Origin of the sequence: Olsenella sp. An285 (assembly GCF_002159625.1) — a bacterium.
GTDB lineage: Bacteria > Actinomycetota > Coriobacteriia > Coriobacteriales > Atopobiaceae > Thermophilibacter > Thermophilibacter avicola.
Map to the genome: position 1 here is coordinate 13,009 of NZ_NFIZ01000011.1, position 15,816 is coordinate 28,824.

The 15,816-nt window shown below is 69.1% G+C and carries 17 protein-coding genes; 16 read left to right on the plus strand and 1 reads right to left on the minus strand.

Features of this window, described 5'->3' with window-relative positions:
* Position 1 precedes the first annotated feature (1 nt).
* From B5F79_RS07870 to holA, 14 genes are all read left to right on the plus strand, one after another.
* On the plus strand, positions 2 to 937 hold the full coding sequence (locus tag B5F79_RS07870) for an aspartate carbamoyltransferase catalytic subunit (protein WP_087219864.1): 936 nt from the start codon (positions 2 to 4) through the stop codon (positions 935 to 937).
* Positions 921 to 2,234: a dihydroorotase gene (locus B5F79_RS07875; protein WP_087219867.1), complete on the plus strand. Its 1,314-nt coding sequence runs from the start codon at positions 921 to 923 to the stop codon at positions 2,232 to 2,234. Before B5F79_RS07870 ends, B5F79_RS07875 begins: the two co-directional genes overlap by 17 nt.
* Positions 2,231 to 3,022, plus strand: coding sequence for a dihydroorotate dehydrogenase electron transfer subunit (locus tag B5F79_RS07880; protein ID WP_087219869.1), 792 nt, complete (start codon positions 2,231 to 2,233; stop codon positions 3,020 to 3,022). The genes B5F79_RS07875 and B5F79_RS07880 overlap by 4 nt, the downstream gene beginning before the upstream one ends.
* A complete protein-coding gene (locus tag B5F79_RS07885) occupies positions 3,022 to 3,951 on the plus strand; it encodes a dihydroorotate dehydrogenase (RefSeq protein WP_087219872.1) in 930 nt (309 codons plus the stop codon). Before B5F79_RS07880 ends, B5F79_RS07885 begins: the two co-directional genes overlap by 1 nt.
* Positions 3,945 to 4,667 carry an orotidine-5'-phosphate decarboxylase gene (gene pyrF / locus B5F79_RS07890; protein ID WP_206391085.1) on the plus strand — a complete coding sequence of 241 codons (723 nt, stop codon included), beginning with the start codon at positions 3,945 to 3,947 and terminating at the stop codon, positions 4,665 to 4,667. Before B5F79_RS07885 ends, pyrF begins: the two co-directional genes overlap by 7 nt.
* A 305-nt stretch (positions 4,668 to 4,972) precedes the next feature.
* Positions 4,973 to 5,281, plus strand: coding sequence for an integration host factor, actinobacterial type (gene mihF / locus B5F79_RS07895; RefSeq protein ID WP_087219875.1), 309 nt, complete (start codon positions 4,973 to 4,975; stop codon positions 5,279 to 5,281).
* 1 nt (position 5,282) lies between these two features.
* Positions 5,283 to 5,882 (plus strand): guanylate kinase, encoded by a 600-nt coding sequence (gene gmk / locus B5F79_RS07900; protein WP_087219878.1) that lies wholly within the window; start codon positions 5,283 to 5,285, stop codon positions 5,880 to 5,882.
* On the plus strand, positions 5,863 to 6,147 hold the full coding sequence (locus B5F79_RS07905) for a DNA-directed RNA polymerase subunit omega (RefSeq protein ID WP_087219881.1): 285 nt from the start codon (positions 5,863 to 5,865) through the stop codon (positions 6,145 to 6,147). The genes gmk and B5F79_RS07905 overlap by 20 nt, the downstream gene beginning before the upstream one ends.
* Positions 6,148 to 6,155: 8 nt before the next feature.
* Positions 6,156 to 7,403 (plus strand): tRNA uracil 4-sulfurtransferase ThiI, encoded by a 1,248-nt coding sequence (gene thiI / locus B5F79_RS07910; protein WP_087219884.1) that lies wholly within the window; start codon positions 6,156 to 6,158, stop codon positions 7,401 to 7,403.
* Positions 7,404 to 7,599: 196 nt separating this feature from the next.
* The gene (locus B5F79_RS07915; RefSeq protein ID WP_087219887.1) at positions 7,600 to 8,343 is read left to right on the plus strand and encodes a helix-hairpin-helix domain-containing protein; all 744 of its coding nucleotides are present in this window, start codon (positions 7,600 to 7,602) and stop codon (positions 8,341 to 8,343) included.
* On the plus strand, positions 8,333 to 10,675 hold the full coding sequence (locus B5F79_RS07920) for a ComEC/Rec2 family competence protein (protein ID WP_087219890.1): 2,343 nt from the start codon (positions 8,333 to 8,335) through the stop codon (positions 10,673 to 10,675). Before B5F79_RS07915 ends, B5F79_RS07920 begins: the two co-directional genes overlap by 11 nt.
* 53 nt (positions 10,676 to 10,728) lie before the next feature.
* A complete protein-coding gene (locus tag B5F79_RS07925) occupies positions 10,729 to 10,998 on the plus strand; it encodes a type II toxin-antitoxin system prevent-host-death family antitoxin (RefSeq protein ID WP_158094868.1) in 270 nt (89 codons plus the stop codon).
* A complete protein-coding gene (locus B5F79_RS07930) occupies positions 10,988 to 11,293 on the plus strand; it encodes a type II toxin-antitoxin system RelE/ParE family toxin (protein ID WP_087219896.1) in 306 nt (101 codons plus the stop codon). The genes B5F79_RS07925 and B5F79_RS07930 overlap by 11 nt, the downstream gene beginning before the upstream one ends.
* Before the next feature lie 18 nt (positions 11,294 to 11,311).
* Complete coding sequence (holA, locus tag B5F79_RS07935; RefSeq protein WP_087219899.1) at positions 11,312 to 12,274, plus strand: DNA polymerase III subunit delta; 963 nt, start codon at positions 11,312 to 11,314, stop codon at positions 12,272 to 12,274.
* Positions 12,275 to 12,616: 342 nt separating this feature from the next.
* Here the strand turns inward: holA and rpsT are convergent, their stop codons facing one another.
* Positions 12,617 to 12,880 carry a 30S ribosomal protein S20 gene (rpsT, locus tag B5F79_RS07940; RefSeq protein WP_087219902.1) on the minus strand — a complete coding sequence of 88 codons (264 nt, stop codon included), beginning with the start codon at positions 12,878 to 12,880 and terminating at the stop codon, positions 12,617 to 12,619.
* A gap of 109 nt (positions 12,881 to 12,989) precedes the next feature.
* Here rpsT and lepA point away from each other — a divergent pair, with 109 nt between their 5' ends.
* Both lepA and B5F79_RS07950 read left to right on the plus strand, forming a co-directional pair.
* A complete protein-coding gene (gene lepA / locus B5F79_RS07945) occupies positions 12,990 to 14,801 on the plus strand; it encodes a translation elongation factor 4 (protein ID WP_087219905.1) in 1,812 nt (603 codons plus the stop codon).
* Entirely contained in the window at positions 14,798 to 15,790 is a 993-nt protein-coding gene (locus tag B5F79_RS07950) for a tRNA dihydrouridine synthase (RefSeq protein ID WP_241147283.1), read from the plus strand. Before lepA ends, B5F79_RS07950 begins: the two co-directional genes overlap by 4 nt.
* Positions 15,791 to 15,816 lie beyond the last annotated feature (26 nt).

The window sequence follows — 15,816 nt, forward strand, 5'->3', positions numbered from 1 at the left end:
CATGCTGTCAGTAAAGCACCTCATCGACACGACGAGCCTCACCGCGGACGACATCACGCAGATCCTCGACACCGCGCGCTCGTTCTCCGAGGTCAACAAGCGCGCCATCAAGAAGGTCCCCGCGCTTCGCGGCCGCACGATCGTGAACCTGTTCCTCGAGCCGTCCACGCGCACCAAGAGCTCCTTCGAGCTCGCCGAGAAGCGCCTCTCCGCGGACAGCCTCTCCATGGGCGGCGCCACGTCCTCCGTGGTCAAGGGCGAGAGCCTGGCCGACACCATCGAGACCATCGACGCCATGAACGTGGACATGTTCATCTGCCGCGCCAAGCTCGCCGGCACGCCGCAGAAGATCGCCGAGCACACGGACGCCATCGTCATCAACGCGGGCGACGGCAAGCACCAGCACCCCACGCAGGCGATGCTCGACCTCTACACCATCCGCGAGAACTTCGGCCACCTCGACGGCCTCAAGGTCGCCATCGTGGGCGACCTCTCCCACAGCCGCGTCTGCGGCAGCCTCGTGCCCGCGCTCAAGACCATGGGCGCCGACGTCACGCTCGTGGGACCGCCCACGTTCCAGGTGGACGACCCCGACTACTACGGTGTCCCCCAGACGGCCGACCTCGATGCCGTCATCCCCGAGATGGACGTCGTCTACATGCTGCGCGTCCAGCTCGAGCGCATGGAGGGCGCGGCCATCCCGTCCCGCCGCGAGTACAACCGCCTCTGGGGCCTGGACATGGCCCGTGTGAACCGCATGAAGCCCGAGGCCATCATCTGCCACCCCGGCCCCATGAACCGCGGCATGGAGATCAACGCGGACGTCGCGGACTGCGCCCGCTCGCGCATCCTCGACCAGGTGAACGCGGGCGTGCTCACCCGCATGGCCGAGATGTACCTGCTTCTGGGAGGAGAGAACAATGGCGTTTCTGCTTAGGGGGGCGCACGTCGTCGACCCGCAGGTGGGGCTCGACGACGTCCGCGACGTGCTCATCGTGGACGACAAGATCGCGGCCGTGGGGGAGGGCCTCGAGGCCCCCGAGGGGGCGTGCGTCATCGACGCCGCCGGCAAGTACCTCGTGCCCGGCCTCGTTGACATGCACGTGCACTTCCGTGACCCGGGCTTCGAGTACAAGGAGACCATCGAGACCGGCGCCCGCGCCGCCACGCACGGCGGGTTCACGGACGTCGCCACCATGCCCAACACCGACCCGGTGACCGACAACGGCGCCGAGGTCCGCTATCAGATCGACCGCTCGCGCCACGCGGGCCTCTGCCACGTGCGCCCGATCGGCGCCCTCACGGTGGGCGAGAAGGGCCAGACGCTCGCGGAGATCGGCGACATGGTGATGGAGGGCGCGGTCGCCTTCTCCGACGACGGCCACGGCGTCCAGAGCGCCGGTATGATGCGCACCTGCATGGAGTACGTCTCCCAGTTCGACAAGGTCGTCTCCGCCCACTGCGAGGTCGAGTCCCTCACCACGCACGGCGTCATCAACGAGGGCCGCGCCTCCACGCGCCTGGGCATGTTCGGCTGGCCTGCGCTCGGCGAGGAGCTCGAGATCTACCGCGACATCGAGCTCTGCCGCATGACCGGCTGCGCCCTGCACATCGCCCACATCTCCACCGAGAAGGGCCTCGAGCTCGTGCGCGCGGCAAAGGCCGAGGGCCTGCCCGTCACCTGCGAGGTCACCCCGCACCACCTGTTCCTGTGCGAGGACGATATCACGGACGCCTACGACACCAACCTCAAGATGAACCCGCCGCTGCGCCGCGCCTCCGACGCCGCGGCCCTGCGCGAGGGCATCCTCGACGGCTCGATCGACTGCATCGTGACCGACCACGCCCCGCACGCCCCGCACGAGAAGGACTGCGAGTGGGAGATCGCCTTCTTCGGCATCGTGGGCCTCGAGACGTCGCTGCCGCTCATGCTCACCAACCTCGTCCTGCCGGGCAAGATGAGCTGGTCTCGCCTCGTCGAGGTCATGGCCGTCAACCCGCGCCGCTGCCTGCGCCTGCCGGAGATTCGCGTCGAGGCCGGCTCCACCGCAGACCTCACCCTCATCGACCCGGCCGCCGAGGTCACGGTCTCCGCGGACTGGCTCCAGAGCCGCTCCAAGAACTCCGCGTGGCTGGGCCAGACGCTCACCGGCTGCGCGAGCCACGTCTTCGTTGCCGGTCGCCACACGCTGACCGACGGCGTGGTGACCCCCGTCAAGAGGGTCCTGCGATGACCGCGGACAAGACCGGGCTCTGCGAGTTCACCGTCGTCTCCAACGAGGCCGTCGCCGACGGCCTCATGAGAATCGTCCTCTCCGCGCCCGACGTGGCCTTCAGGATGCAGGCGGGACAGTTCCTCAACCTCGCGGTTCCCGGCGACGCGAGCCAGATCCTCAGGATCCCGCTGTCCTTCTCGCACGCCGACGCCAAGGCAGGGACGGTCGAGATCGTCTACGCCGTGGTGGGTGACGGCACGAGGAGGCTCTCCCGTATGGCCCCCGGCGACGCCTCCACCGTCGTTGCCCCCTGTGGAAACCCCTGGCCCCTCGTCGAGGGTGCCCGGCGCGCCTGCGTGGTCGCCGGCGGCGTGGGCATCACGCCCGTCGTGGCCTGCGCCCGCATGCTCGCGGAGGCCGACGTTGCCTTCGACGCCGTCGTGGGCGCCCAGACCTCGTCTCGCCTCTGGGGCACGGACGTGCTCGAGGAGCTTGGGGCCGGGCGCGTGGCGGTGACCACGGACGACGGCTCCGCCGGTCGGGCCGGCTTCACCACGGACGCCCTGGCGGAGCTTCTAGCCGAGGGCGGCTACGACGTCGTGTACACCTGCGGGCCCGAGGTCATGATGGCCGGCGTCGCGCGCATCTGCCGCGAGGCCGGCGTCGCCTGCCGCGTCTCCATGGAGCGCATGATGTGCTGCGGCTTTGGTGCGTGCGGCACCTGCAACGTGGCCATGGCAGACGGCACCTACAAGTCCTGCTGCAAGGACGGCCCGGTCTTCGACGCCGAGGAGGTGGCGTGGTAATGGGTCAGACGAACGTGAGCATGGCCGTCGACCTGGGCGGCGTGCGCATGCAGAACCCCGTGAACACGGCCTCCGGCACCTTCGCCTTTGGCTCGGTCTTCGAGGGCTTCTTCGACGTGGCGTGCCTGGGCGCGATCACGCTCAAGGGGTGCTCGGCCGAGCCCTGGCCCGGAAACCCCGCGCCGCGCATGTGCGAGGTGCCGAGCGGCATGATGAACACCGTGGGCCTCGCCAACCCGGGCGTGGCCGGCATGGTGGAGCAGTACGGCGAGTACCTCGCCGGGCTCGAGGGACGCGGATGCCGCGTCATCGTGCAGGCCGCCGGCCACTCCGTGGAGGAGTATGTCGCGGCAGTCGAGCTCATCGAGGAGCTCTGCCCCTGGGCGAGCGGCGTGGAGATGAACATCTCCTGCCCCAACATCGCCCGCGGCGGCGCCCTCGTGGGTGGCACGCCGGAGAGCGCGGCCGAGGTCGTGCGCGCGGTGCGCCCGCGCGTGCGCCGACCGCTCCTGGTGAAGATGGCCCCGGTGCGCGTGCCGGAGATCGCCCGCGCGTGCGAGGCCGAGGGCGCCGACGCCCTCTCGCTCATCAATACCATCAACGGCATGTCCATTGACGTCCGCACCCGCAGGAGCCGCCTCTCCAAGCCCACGGGCGGCGTGTCCGGCCCCGCCATCCACGCCATCGCCGTGCGCATGGTCTGGGAGGCCGCCCAGGCCGTCAAGATCCCGATCAACGGCATGGGCGGCATCGCCACCTGGCGCGACGCCGCCGAGATGATCCTCGCCGGCGCCACCTCGGTCACGGTGGGCACCGCCAACTTCTACGATCCCACCTGCGCGACCGACATCGTGGACGGCCTTGCCGCCTGGGCGGCCGAGCAGGGCGCATCCGACATCAACGAGCTGATTGGAGCCTTCGAATGCTGACGTACGAACAGGCAAGCGACAAGGTCATCATCGCGCTGGACTGCTCAAAGGAGCGCGCGTTCGAGCTTGCGGACATGCTCGCCGGCAAGGCCACGTGGGTCAAGGTGGGCATGACGCTCTTCTACGCGGAGGGCCCCGCCATCGTGGACGCCATGCGCGAGCGCGGGCTGCGCGTCTTTCTCGACCTCAAGGTCCACGACATCCCGTTCCAGGTGCAGGGCGCCGTTCGCGCCGCCTCGCTCACGGGCGCGGACATCCTCTCCATCCACGGCCTCGGCAGCTCCGCGATGATCGCCGCGGCGCGCAAGGGCGCCGAGGAGGCGGCTGAGCAGCGCGGCGGCGACCGCACGCGCCTCGTCGCCATCTCCGTGCTCACGAGCATGGACCAGGCGGCGCTCGCTGAGATCGGCGTGGAGTCGCCGATCGCCGAGGAGGTGGCGCGCCTCGCGAGCCTCAGCTACGGCTCCGGCGCCGACGGCATCGTCTGCTCCCCGCAGGAGGCCGCCGAGATGCGCGCGCTTCTCGGCCCGGACGCTCTGATCGTCACGCCGGGCGTGCGCCCCGCGGGCGCCGAGGTGGGCGACCAGAAGCGCATCGCCACGCCGGCGGCTGCCATCGAGGCCGGTGCGTCCAAGCTGGTCATCGGCCGTCCGATCACGGGCGCCGACGACCCCGTCGCCGCGTTCGACGCCATCTGCGCCGAGCTCATGGCCTAGGCGTCCTCTTGCGACCCGCGGGCCATCCCGTTGGGGAAAGGTGCGTCAAAGCGACGCCTCCTACTATGGGGGCGTCGTTTTTTCGCACGTCAGAGACGGTGTAGCTCCCAGGTGCGACACGGGCGCGGAATCTTGTGCGCGCGATGCCGCAGCTTCTCTACCTGCGCCGTTATGTGGAGGATTGCCTCTGAGCTGCACCTTTGGTGAAGAGGTATTGCAAAACATGAGCTAAATGGGCAAACTAGGTTCTTGCGAAGCCGCTCTGACAGGCTCAGACGGCTCAAGAGATTGAATTGGAGGATCACATGGCTCTACCTCAGCTTACCGACGAGCAGCGCAAGGCCGCCCTCGAGAAGGCCGCCCAGGCCCGCCACGAGCGTGCCGAGCTGCGCGAGAAGATCAAGAGCGGTAAGGTCACCCTCGAGGACGTCCTCGAGTCCGACGACCCCATCGCCAGCCGCATGAAGGTCTCCACCCTCATCGAGTCCCTTCCCGGCTACGGCAAGGCCAAGGCCGCCAAGATCATGGACGAGCTGGGCATTTCCGCCACCCGTCGCGTCAAGGGCCTGGGCGCCCGTCAGCGCGAGCAGCTCGTCGAGGCCCTCTCCAAGTAAGTTGACGAGAGAGGCACGGCTCTTCGTCGTATCGGGGCCGTCAGGCGTGGGCAAGGGCACGCTCGTCTCGCTTCTTCGCGAGCGGGTGCCCGGCCTTGGCCTGACGGTTTCTGCCACGACGAGGGAGCCCCGTCCTGGCGAGAAGGACGGAATCTCCTATTACTTCCTGGATGACGGGGAGTTCGACCGCAAGGTCGAGGCGGGGGAGTTCCTCGAGTGGGCATGGGTCCACGGCCATCGCTATGGGACGCTCAGGAGCGAGGCGGAGCGGCTGCTCGCGGACGGCTGCTCGGTCGTCCTGGAGATTGACGTCCAGGGCGGTCTCAACGTCCGCAAGGCCCATCCCGAGGCCGTGCTCGTCTTCATCGAGCCCCCCAGCGCCGAGGAGCTCGAGCGCAGGCTCCGCGGCCGCGGCACCGAGGACGAGGAGTCCGTGAGGCGCCGCCTTGCCAACGCGCGCACCGAGATGGGCTGCGCCGGCAGCTACGACGTGAGGATCGTCAACGACGACCTCGAGCGCGCCGTGAGCGAGCTGGCACACGTCATTGACATGTACGAGACTACCGGAGGTCCCACCAAAGATGTCTGTCATCAAGCCTGAGATTGACGCCCTGCTCGACAAGACCGAGCAAAACCCGTTCCTGCTCTGCTCCATCGCGTCCAAGCGCGCCTGCGACATCAACAACATGGTGCGCGGCCAGCACCTGCGCGTCACGGCGATCCAGGACTTCGACGACATCACCACCGTCGCCTCCGGCAAGGACCCCGTCTCCATTGCCATGCAGGAGATCGAGGAGGACACCCTGGGCTTTGTCAAGGAGGACTTTGACAGGGACATCCGGGGCGCCAACACCATCGAGATCTAGGCGGTTCGATGACTGAGAGACTCTGCCTCGTCCACTACCATGAGATAGGGCTCAAGGGAAAGAACCGCTCCACGTTCGAGAACCAGCTCGTCACCAACCTGCACCGCGCGCTGCGCGGCAGGGGCGTGGCGAGCATCTCGCGCATATCGGGGCACATTGCCGTCGAGGTCGAGGACAGGCGCGCCACCGAGGAGCTCGCCGCCGACATCAGGCGCGTTCCCGGCGTTGCTCGCGTGTCCCTCGCCTACAAGTGCGGTCTCGACGAGTCCGAGTACTGCGCCGCCGCCGTCCGGGCGCTTGGCGAGGCGGGGGAGTTCTCCACCTTCAAGGTCCACGCGCGGCGCTCCTCCACCAACTACGAGCGCCACAGCCTCGAGATGAACCAGATCGTGGGTGCGGCCCTCTGCGAGGCCTTCCCCCAGAAGAAGGTCGACGTGCACCACCCCGACGTCACTGTGATCGTCCACGTGGTGCAGGGCAACACCTTTGTCTACGCCGCCTCGGCACCTGGTGTGGGCGGCCTTCCCGTGGGCACCGCCGGCAAGGTGGTGACGCTGCTCTCGAGCGGCTTCGACTCTCCCGTCGCCACCTGGATGGTGGGGCGCAGGGGCGCCATCTGCGTGCCCGTGCACTTCTCGGGACGCCCCATGACCGCGGACACGAGCGAGTGGCTCTGTCAGGACGTCGTCGAGGCCCTCGCCCCCTCCGGCATCGTGGGGAGGCTCTACGTCGTTCCCTTTGGGGAGCGCCAGCGCGAGATCTCCCTCGCCGTGCCCCAGGGCCTGCGCATCATCATGTACCGCCGCGTCATGCTCCAGGTCTCCGAGCGCATCGCCCGGCTCGAGGGCGCCAAGGCGCTCGTCACCGGCGAGTCACTCGGCCAGGTGGCCTCCCAGACGCTGGAGAACATCGCCGCCGTCAACGAGGCCGTGGAGATGCCCGTGCTTCGTCCGCTCATCGGATCGGACAAGCAGGAGATCATCGCCCGCGCGCACGAGATCGGGACCTACGACATCTCCTGCCAGACCGCTCCGGACTGCTGCACGCTCTTCATGCCGCGCCGCCCGGAGACGCACGCGCGCATGAAGGAGGTCCTCGAGGCCTGGGAGAGCTTCGACCACGAGGCGATGGTCGAGGACCTCGTGAAGAACGTCGAGTGGCGCGACTTTGCCCAGTGCCCCTCCTATCACGCGCCGAGAGGCGGCCTCCGGGAGCACCACACCGAGCTCTCCCCCTGGAGGGGCGGCGAGCGGTAGCGCCACGTCCGCCGGCGGCACTCGAACGGCACCACCGCAAACTTGTTTCTGATCGGCCGCGCCCGAGCTACCTCGGGCGCGGCCTCGTTTTGCAAGCTCCGTGGAAGCTCCCGGTCCGCTCCGTGGAGCGGCATCCCGCAATTGCGCCCCGTGAACGCTTCTCGTCGCCCATGCTTTGGTAAGGGAGGCGATGCGGATGGCACAGCAGGGAACGCGCCCGCGGCGCGGGCGGCTCGCGCAGAGGTTTGGCGTCATGGGGAGGGCCGGCGTCGCCGCCGCGGTGGTGGCCCTTCTCTCGCTCGGCGTCGTGGCCGTGACGGCCCGGGACGCGCTGGGCGGGGGCGTCGTGATAGAGCGTGCGGCGGGGGAGGCGGACGAGGCGGAGGCCCCCGAGCACGAGGTGCTGGGAGCGGACGGAGAAGAGGGGGGCGACGTTGCGGAGGAGGGTCAATCTGGGGACCCAGGCTCGGCGTCGAGCGACGTGGCCTCGCCCGTCCCGATCGTGGTACACGTTGACGGGGCGGTGGCGTCGCCCGGGGTCTACGAGCTCCCCGCCTCGTCGCGCGTCAACGACGCCGTCCTCGCTGCGGGAGGGCTTGCTTCCGGGGCGGACACGAGCGGCCTCAACCTCGCCGCGCCCCTTGCGGACGGCGACAAGGTCCACGTGCCCCTCGAGGGGGAGGCCGCGCCAGCGGCGGCGGGCGCTGGCTCTGCCGGAGGGGTGGCGGGGGACGACGGATCCGCCGGTCCCGTGAACATCAACGTGGCGGGCATCGAGGAGCTCGACCAGCTGCCGGGCGTGGGCGAGGCGACCGCCCGCGCCATAGTCGAGGACCGCGAGCGCAACGGCCCCTTCTCAACGACGGAGGACCTCATGAGGGTGTCCGGCATCGGCGAGAAGAAGTTCGCCAAGCTGGAGGGGATGATCTGTGTCCGCTGAGGTCGAGCGCCCGCCCCGGCCCGCGCTGCCCGAGTCGCTCTGGGCGCTCGTAGCGGCGCTTGCCTGCGAGCGCGCGGTCCTGGGCTCAGGCCCCTCGGCGGACGACCTTGCGCGGGGCCTCGTCGCAGCAGCCGCGCTCGGCGCCGTGGCGTGCCTCGCCCTCCTCCGCTCGCGGCTCCGGGCGCTCGTTCCCGTGGTCGCCGTCGTCGCGGCGGCAGTCGTGGCGTCGGGAGCCTCTGCCGGGATGGAGCTCTCGCGACAGCGCTCGCTCGAGGCGGCGCTGGGGCAGAGCCCGGTGTCCTCGTGGTCGTTCGAGCTCTCGGGGGACATGAGCCAGGGCGCCTCGGGCTGGCGCGGGCGCGCCACGGCGACGACGGAGGGCCGTTCGCGGGGGACGGTATGGCTCGTCTCCGACGAACCGCTCGAATCCGGGTCTGTCGTTCGCTGCGTCGGACGCTACGAGCCCAACCCCGAGGGCGATTGGGGAGACTCCTCGCGTGCTCAGGGCGTCGCCGGAACCGTGCGCGTGGTCCGCGTCCTCTCGGCGCGCCCGCCCGAGGGCGCGCTCGGGGTGGTCCAGGGCGTCAGGTCCGCGGTCATGGAGACGTTCGACGCCTCGTCCTCGGACGCCCGCGCGCTTCTCGCCGGAAGCGTCTGCGGGTCCGTGGCGGCCATCTCCGAGCGCGGGCTCGACGATCGCTTCGCCGCCTGCGGCGTGTCCCACCTCGTTGCGGTCTCCGGCGGGCACCTCGTGCTCGTCTCAGCCTTCATGGGTGCCGCGCTGGCGGGCTCGCGGCTGGGGCACCTTGCCCGCGCGGTCGTTCTTCTCGGCGTCACGGCGCTCTTCGTCGCGTTCTGCGGGGCTCCCGTCTCCGCCGTGCGCTCGTGGGCCATGTCGCTCGTGGCGTCCGCCTCCGGGCCGCTGGGCCGCAGGGCGCACCCGCTCTCATCTGCCTGCGCCGTGGCCCTTGCGATGGCGCTTGCCGAGCCCGGCGTCACGGGGCAGCTCGGCTTCATGCTCTCCGTCATGTGCGTGTGCGGCATCTGCGGCCTCGGGGCGTACGCGCGGTATGCGGTGAGGGTCCTTGGTCCCGACGTTCGCATGCCCCGGCGGCTTCCCGGGCCCGCTCGTCGCGCGCTCTCCTCGCTTGTGAGCGACGCGCGCGAGGCCCTTGCGCTCACGCTCGTCTCCCAGGCGGTGACGCTTCCCCTCACCTGCTCGTCCTTCTCGACGCTCTCCCTGGTGGCGCCGCTTGCCAACGTCCTTCTCGGCACGCTCTTCTCGGCATTTCTCGCGTCGGGGCTCGTGGCGGCCTGTCTCTTCTGGGCGCCCGCCCTGCAGGTCGTCCCGCTTGCCGCGTGTGACGTCCTGGGCGGCGCCTTCGTGGCTGTTGTGGAGGGGCTCTCGCGCGTGCCGCTCGCCTCCGTCCCCGTCTCGGTCGAGGAGGGTCCCGCGATGCTGGCCCTGGCTGCCGTACTCGCGCTGCTTCTGGTGTGGTGGCCGCGGGTGAGCAGGCGCGCCGTCCTCGCCTCGGGGGCGCTCGCCGTCGCGTGCGGCGTCGCGTGGGTGGCGCGCTGGTCTCTCCTGGCACCAGCGCGGGTCTGCGTGCTCGACGTGGGACAGGGCGATGCCATCCTCGTGACGGACGGCGCCTCCTCCGTTCTCGTTGACACGGGGCCCGGGGATGCCGTCGTGAGCGCTCTTGCCAGGAACAACGTGTTCCTCCTCGACGCGGTCGTGCTCACGCACCTCCACGCGGACCACGCCGGGGGCCTTGAGGACGTCCGGGGGGCGGTGGCGGTGGGGCGCGTCATCGTGCCGGAGGGGACGGACGCATCCTCCCTCGGGGACGGGGTGGAGGTCGAGGAGGTGCGCTACGGAGACGTGCTGCGCGTGGGGCGCTTCTCGCTCAGGGCGGTGTCGCCCGTTGAGCCCGCGGGCGGGGAGGGCAACGAGGGATCGCTCGAGCTCGCGCTCGACTTCGACGACGGCGCGCGCACGCTCACGGGCCTTCTGGCGGCCGACGCCGAGCGCGACGAGACGGGTGCGGCGGTGGAGCGCGGCGACGTGGGCGACGTCGACTTCCTCAAGGTGGGCCACCACGGCTCGGCGGCCTCGCTGGACGAGGGGATAGCGGAGGCGCTGGCGCCCGAGGTCTCCGTGGCGAGCGCGGGGAAGGGCAACGGCTACGGGCACCCCACGCCCGAGTGCGTGGAGGTGCTCGAGGGGACGGGGTCGCTCTTTCTCTGCACGATCGACGCAGGTGACGTGACGGTCGAACCCGGGACGGAGGGTCCCGTGGTGAGCCGCCAGAAGGGAGGGGAGCCATGAGCGGCGCATCTGCTACACTGGGGGCCATGATTATGGCCCAAAGGGGGTGTGATATGCCAAGGTGCGTGCCCATCAAGGGAATCAAGAACACGACCGAGTTCGCGCGCATCGTCGAGGAGTCGCCCGAGCCCGTCATCGTGACGCGCAACGGGCAGGAGGTCTTCGCCGCCATGTCCATCGAGCTGCTCGACTCGCTTCGCATGGAGCGCGCCCGCGCCGAGCTCTACCGGCTCATCGAGGAGGCGGAGCAGGCCTCGCGTGAGGGCAGGGTCGTCGACGCCCGCGAGTCCAACAGAAGGACGCGTGAGCGCTATGGCCTATGACGTCACCTACACCGAGCCTGCCGAGCTCGACAAGGAGCGGATAGTCGCCTATCTTGTGCTCGAGAAGCAGAGTCGCCAGGCAGCGGAGCGCTTTCTCGCCGACGTCGACCACGTGGTCGAGAACCTCGCGAACATGCCCAAGACGTACTCTGCGGTTACGGACGGGCGCGCCGCCGAGGCTGGCTACCGCAAGGCGGGCTTCTCGTCCTACGTGGCGCTCTACCGGGTCCTCGACAAGACGGTCGAGATAGACCGCATCTTTCACGCCAAGCAGGACTACGCGCGGCTGCTCTAGCCGCAGGAGGGATCTCACATGGCAGAAAAGCCCGCGCTGCTGCCGGCCTATCTCATCGTGGGCCCGGACGAGCTCAAGCGCAAGCAGGCCGTGGCGCGCCTCAGGGCGCGCGTGGAGGGGCCCTTCTCGGCCTTCAACCTGGAGGAGCTCGTGGCAGGGGGGGACCTCGAGCCTGTGGCGGTGCTCGCCTCGCTCAACACCCTGCCCATGGGCGGGGACCGCAGGGTCGTGGTGATAGAGAACGCCGAGAAGCTCCCCAAGGCTGTCTCCGAGGCGATCGTCGACTACCTCAAGGACCCAAACCAGAGCTGCACGCTCGCCCTGGTGGCGACGACCCTGGCCAAGACCACCCGGCTCTACAAGGCCGTGGCCAAGGTGGGGCAGAGAAGCGTCGTCGAGTGTGCGGCCAAGAAGGGCCGTGACCTGCCTCCCTACGTCCAGAAGCTCGCCTCGGCACACGGGGTGGGCATGGCGCCGGACGCTGCGCGCGAGCTCGTGGCGCGCGTGGGCGACTCCACCACCATGCTTGACACCCAGGTGGCCACGCTCGCCGCGCTCCTTGGCGGCTCGGGTACCATTACGCTGCCCTTTGTGGAGAAGAACGTGGTCCGAGTGGCGGAGGTCAAGCCCTGGGAGTTCCTCGACCGCCTCTCAGAGCGCGACGCCCACCGGGCGCTCGCGCTCTACCGCCTGCTCGACGGCTCCGCGCTGGGGCTCCTCTCGCTAGTCACCGGTCGTCTGCGCGAGCTCGTGTGCGCCCGCGCGCTCTACGGCCGCGGGCAGGCCCAGAACCTCGCGACCGAGCTCAAGAAGCAGGAATGGCAGGTCAGAAACTACGTCCGATGGGCCCGGGCGTTCTCCGACGGAGAGCTCGAGCGCCTTCTGGGGGAGTGCGCCCGCACGGAGCGGGCCCTCAAGAGCGGGGCGGACGCAGACACGGAGATGGTGCGCCTCTTTGCCCTCGTGTGCGGTGCCGCGTAGCGCCGACCGTGTCCTTCTCGCCCCCGCGTGCGACAGCTGTCTTCGCAAAATGGGTGTTTGGAAAAGAGCGCATGAGGTCGCGCTCATGCATGAGGCCGCACTCATGAGTGCGGCCGTTATGACGCGTTACGTCATTTGAGTGCGGTGACGCTCCCGGGACTAGCTCACAGGTGCCCGTCGCAGGTGCGGTCCGGGTCGCACCTGCGAAGGGGTTCCGGGGGCGCGGGGGCGCTCTCTGGCTCTGGCGAGAAGTGCGGCCTCGCCTGACGCTGACGCCAAACAAAGAGCGGACCCGGGCAGCACCCCGGGTCCGCTCTCACGTGCTATGACGAAAAAGAGAAGCTACTTGATAGTGTTCACGAGCTTCTGGATGCCGCTCTTGCGCTGAGCGGCCTGGTTCTTGTGGATGATGCCCTTGGAGGCGGCCTTGTCCATCAGGCGGCTGGCCTTGTTGGCGAGCTCCTGGGCGCCCTCGGCGTCCTTGGCCTCGACGGCGGCGCGAACCTTCTTGACGGCGGTCTTGAGCTCGGAGCGGACCGCGCGGTTGCGCTGACGCGCCTTCTCAGCGGTGATGATGCGCTTCTTCTGAGACTTGATGTTAGCCACGTGCAGTTCCTTTCGGTTCCCAATCTATGTGAGGCCTCTGTGCTGAGACACGGCGAGGTCAACCCGACGAATATAGCATATCGAGCGCGAGTTCGCTATCATTCACCACATGGCTACCAACGATACCTCACATATCCGCAACTTCTCGATCGTTGCGCACATCGACCACGGCAAGTCGACCATCTCGGACCGCATTCTCGAGCTCACCCACACGGTGGAGGAGCGCGACATGGAGGCCCAGCTGCTCGACACGATGGACATCGAGCGAGAGCGCGGCATCACCATCAAGTCCAACGCCGTCCGCGTGACCTATGACGCGGACGACGGCGAGACCTACCAGTTCAACCTCATCGACACGCCGGGGCACGTGGACTTCACCTACGAGGTCTCCCGCAGCCTCGCCGCGTGCGAGGGCGCGGTCCTGGTGGTTGACGCCACGCAGGGCGTGGAGGCCCAGACGGTCTCCAACGCGAGCCTCGCGATGAACGCGAACCTCGACATCGTGCCGGCGATCAACAAGATCGACCTCCCGAGCGCGCACCCGGACGAGGTCAAGATGGAGATCGAGGAGGACCTGGCCATCCCCGCCGACGACGCCGTGTGCGTGTCCGGCAAGACGGGCGAGGGCATCCACGACCTCCTCGAGGCCATCGTCCTTCTCGTCTCCCCGCCCTCCGGGGACCGCGAGGCTCCGCTCAAGGCGCTCATCCTGGACTCCTACTTCGACGAGTACCGCGGCGTCGTGGCCACGGTGCGCGTCTTCGACGGGCGCATCCGCAAGGGCGACCAGCTCACGATGATGCAGTCCGGCGTGGACTTCCTCGTTGACGGCGTGGGCGTGCGCCGCCCGGCCGAGACCCCCATGGCGGAGCTCGGCGTGGGCGAGGTCGGCTACGTGGTCACGGGCCTCAAGGACCCCGCCGCCGTGCGCGTGGGCGACACGCTCACGTACCGCGACCGCCCCTGCGCCGAGGCGCTGCCCGGCTACCGCGAGGCCAAGCCCATGGTCTACACCGGCATCTTCCCGGTGGACAACAAGGACTACGAGAACCTGCGCGACGCGCTGGAGAAGCTGCGCGTGAACGACCCGTCGCTCACCTGGAGCCCGGAGACCTCCGTGGCCCTGGGCTTCGGGTTCCGCGTGGGCTTTCTCGGGCTCCTGCACATGGAGGTCGTGAAGGAGCGCCTGGAGCGCGAGTTCTCGCTCTCGCTCATAGCCACCTCGCCCTCGGTCGACTACCACGTCTACAAGACCGACGGGGAGATGCTCGAGGTGAGAAGCCCGCAGGACCTCCCGGACGTCACGCGCATAGACCACATCGAGGAGCCCTTCCTCAAGGCAAAGGTCATCGTGCCGCCCGAGTACACGGGCGCCGTGATGCAGCTCGCCATCGAGCACCGCGGCATCACGCAGGACATGATCTACCTCACCGAGAAGTCCGTGGAGATGCACTTCGACATTCCCCTGGCGGAGCTCATCCTTGACTTCTTCGACCAGCTCAAGAGCCGCACCAAGGGCTACGCGAGCCTGGACTACGAGTTCTCCGACTACCGCACGAGCGACCTCGTGAAGCTCGACATCCTGCTCTCAGGCGACGAGGTGGACGCGCTCAGCTTCATCGTGCACCGGGACAAGGCGTATGCCCTCGCCCGCGGCCTCTGCGACAAGCTCAAGGAGATCATCCCGCGCCAGCAGTTCGAGGTACCCATCCAGGGCGCCATCGGAAACAAGATCATCTCGCGCTCCACGGTCAAGGCCGTGCGCAAGGACGTGCTGGCCAAGTGCTACGGCGGAGACATCTCGCGCAAGCGCAAGCTCCTCGAGAAGCAGAAGGAGGGCAAGAAGCGCATGAAGCAGATCGGCTCCGTGGAGGTGCCGCAGGAGGCGTTCCTCGCCGTCCTCAAGGTGGACGACCAGTGACGGCCTCCGAGGTCCTCTCCGAGCTTGCCCCCGCCGCCGCGCTCTCGCCCGACCTGCCCGCCTGGGATCGCGAGCTCTCCGGCAAGCTCCTCATGGCGCCGATGGCAGGCGTCTCCGACGCGGCGTATCGCCTCATGGCGCGCTCGGGGGGCGCGGCGCTGGCCTACTCCGAGATGGTCTCCTGCGCCGGCCTCCACTACGGCGAGAAGAGCTGGGAGCTCGTGGACCCGGACCCGGCGGAGCCGGAGATCGCCGTGCAGCTCTTTGGCTCCAAGCCGGAGCTCTTCCGAGAGTCCGCGGAGCGCGTGGCGGCCCGCCTGGGAGATCGCCTGGCGCTTCTCGACATCAACATGGCCTGTCCCGTGCCCAAGGTCACGCGCAAGGGCGAGGGCTCGGCGCTGCTGGAGGACCCCGGGCTCGCGGCAGGGATCGTGCGCGCGTGCCGGGAGGGCGCTCCCGGCGTTCCCGTGACGGTGAAGATTCGTCGGGGCCGCTACATGGGACAGGAGGTCGCGCCGGAGTTCGCGCGCGCGATGGAGGCCGCGGGCGCCGCGGCGGTGGCGGTGCACGGCCGCTTTGCCACGCAGATGTACCACGGCGAGGCGGACTGGGGGGCCGTTGCGCGCGTCGTCGACGCGGTGGACATCCCGGTCATAGCCTCTGGGGACGTCCTCTCGCACGACGCGGCGAGGCGCGCTCTCTCCGAGACCGGTGCGGCTGCCGTGATGGTGGCGCGCGGCACGTACGGCAACCCGTGGGTGTTCTCGGGTCACGTCCCGACGCCGGTCGAGAAGATCGCGGCGTTCGAGTGCCACGTGCGCCTGCTCGAGGCCACGGGCGCCCATCTCAAGCGCGCCCGCAGTCTCGCTGGCTGGTACTTCAAGGGCATGCCCGACGCCGCAAGGTGGAGGAACGCGGCCATGAGCTGCGTGACGGCCGAGGAGTTCCTCGCGGTCGCGGCGGAGGTTCGCGCGGCGCTGGGGTCGTGAGCTCCGAGTGCGCGTCCTTCTCGACT

Excerpts from the sequence above, each read along its gene's own strand:
- B5F79_RS07870 (WP_087219864.1), top strand. The coding sequence starts at position 2 with ATGCTGTCAGTAAAGCACCTCATCGACACGACGAGCCTCACCGCGGAC.
- B5F79_RS07875 (WP_087219867.1), top strand. The coding sequence starts at position 921 with ATGGCGTTTCTGCTTAGGGGGGCGCACGTCGTCGACCCGCAGGTGGGG.
- B5F79_RS07880 (WP_087219869.1), top strand. The coding sequence starts at position 2,231 with ATGACCGCGGACAAGACCGGGCTCTGCGAGTTCACCGTCGTCTCCAAC.
- B5F79_RS07885 (WP_087219872.1), top strand. The coding sequence starts at position 3,022 with ATGGGTCAGACGAACGTGAGCATGGCCGTCGACCTGGGCGGCGTGCGC.
- pyrF (WP_206391085.1), top strand. The coding sequence starts at position 3,945 with ATGCTGACGTACGAACAGGCAAGCGACAAGGTCATCATCGCGCTGGAC.
- mihF (WP_087219875.1), top strand. The coding sequence starts at position 4,973 with ATGGCTCTACCTCAGCTTACCGACGAGCAGCGCAAGGCCGCCCTCGAG.
- B5F79_RS07905 (WP_087219881.1), top strand. The coding sequence starts at position 5,863 with ATGTCTGTCATCAAGCCTGAGATTGACGCCCTGCTCGACAAGACCGAG.
- thiI (WP_087219884.1), top strand. The coding sequence starts at position 6,156 with ATGACTGAGAGACTCTGCCTCGTCCACTACCATGAGATAGGGCTCAAG.
- B5F79_RS07915 (WP_087219887.1), top strand. The coding sequence starts at position 7,600 with ATGGCACAGCAGGGAACGCGCCCGCGGCGCGGGCGGCTCGCGCAGAGG.
- B5F79_RS07925 (WP_158094868.1), top strand. The coding sequence starts at position 10,729 with ATGCCAAGGTGCGTGCCCATCAAGGGAATCAAGAACACGACCGAGTTC.
- B5F79_RS07930 (WP_087219896.1), top strand. The coding sequence starts at position 10,988 with ATGGCCTATGACGTCACCTACACCGAGCCTGCCGAGCTCGACAAGGAG.
- holA (WP_087219899.1), top strand. The coding sequence starts at position 11,312 with ATGGCAGAAAAGCCCGCGCTGCTGCCGGCCTATCTCATCGTGGGCCCG.
- lepA (WP_087219905.1), top strand. The coding sequence starts at position 12,990 with ATGGCTACCAACGATACCTCACATATCCGCAACTTCTCGATCGTTGCG.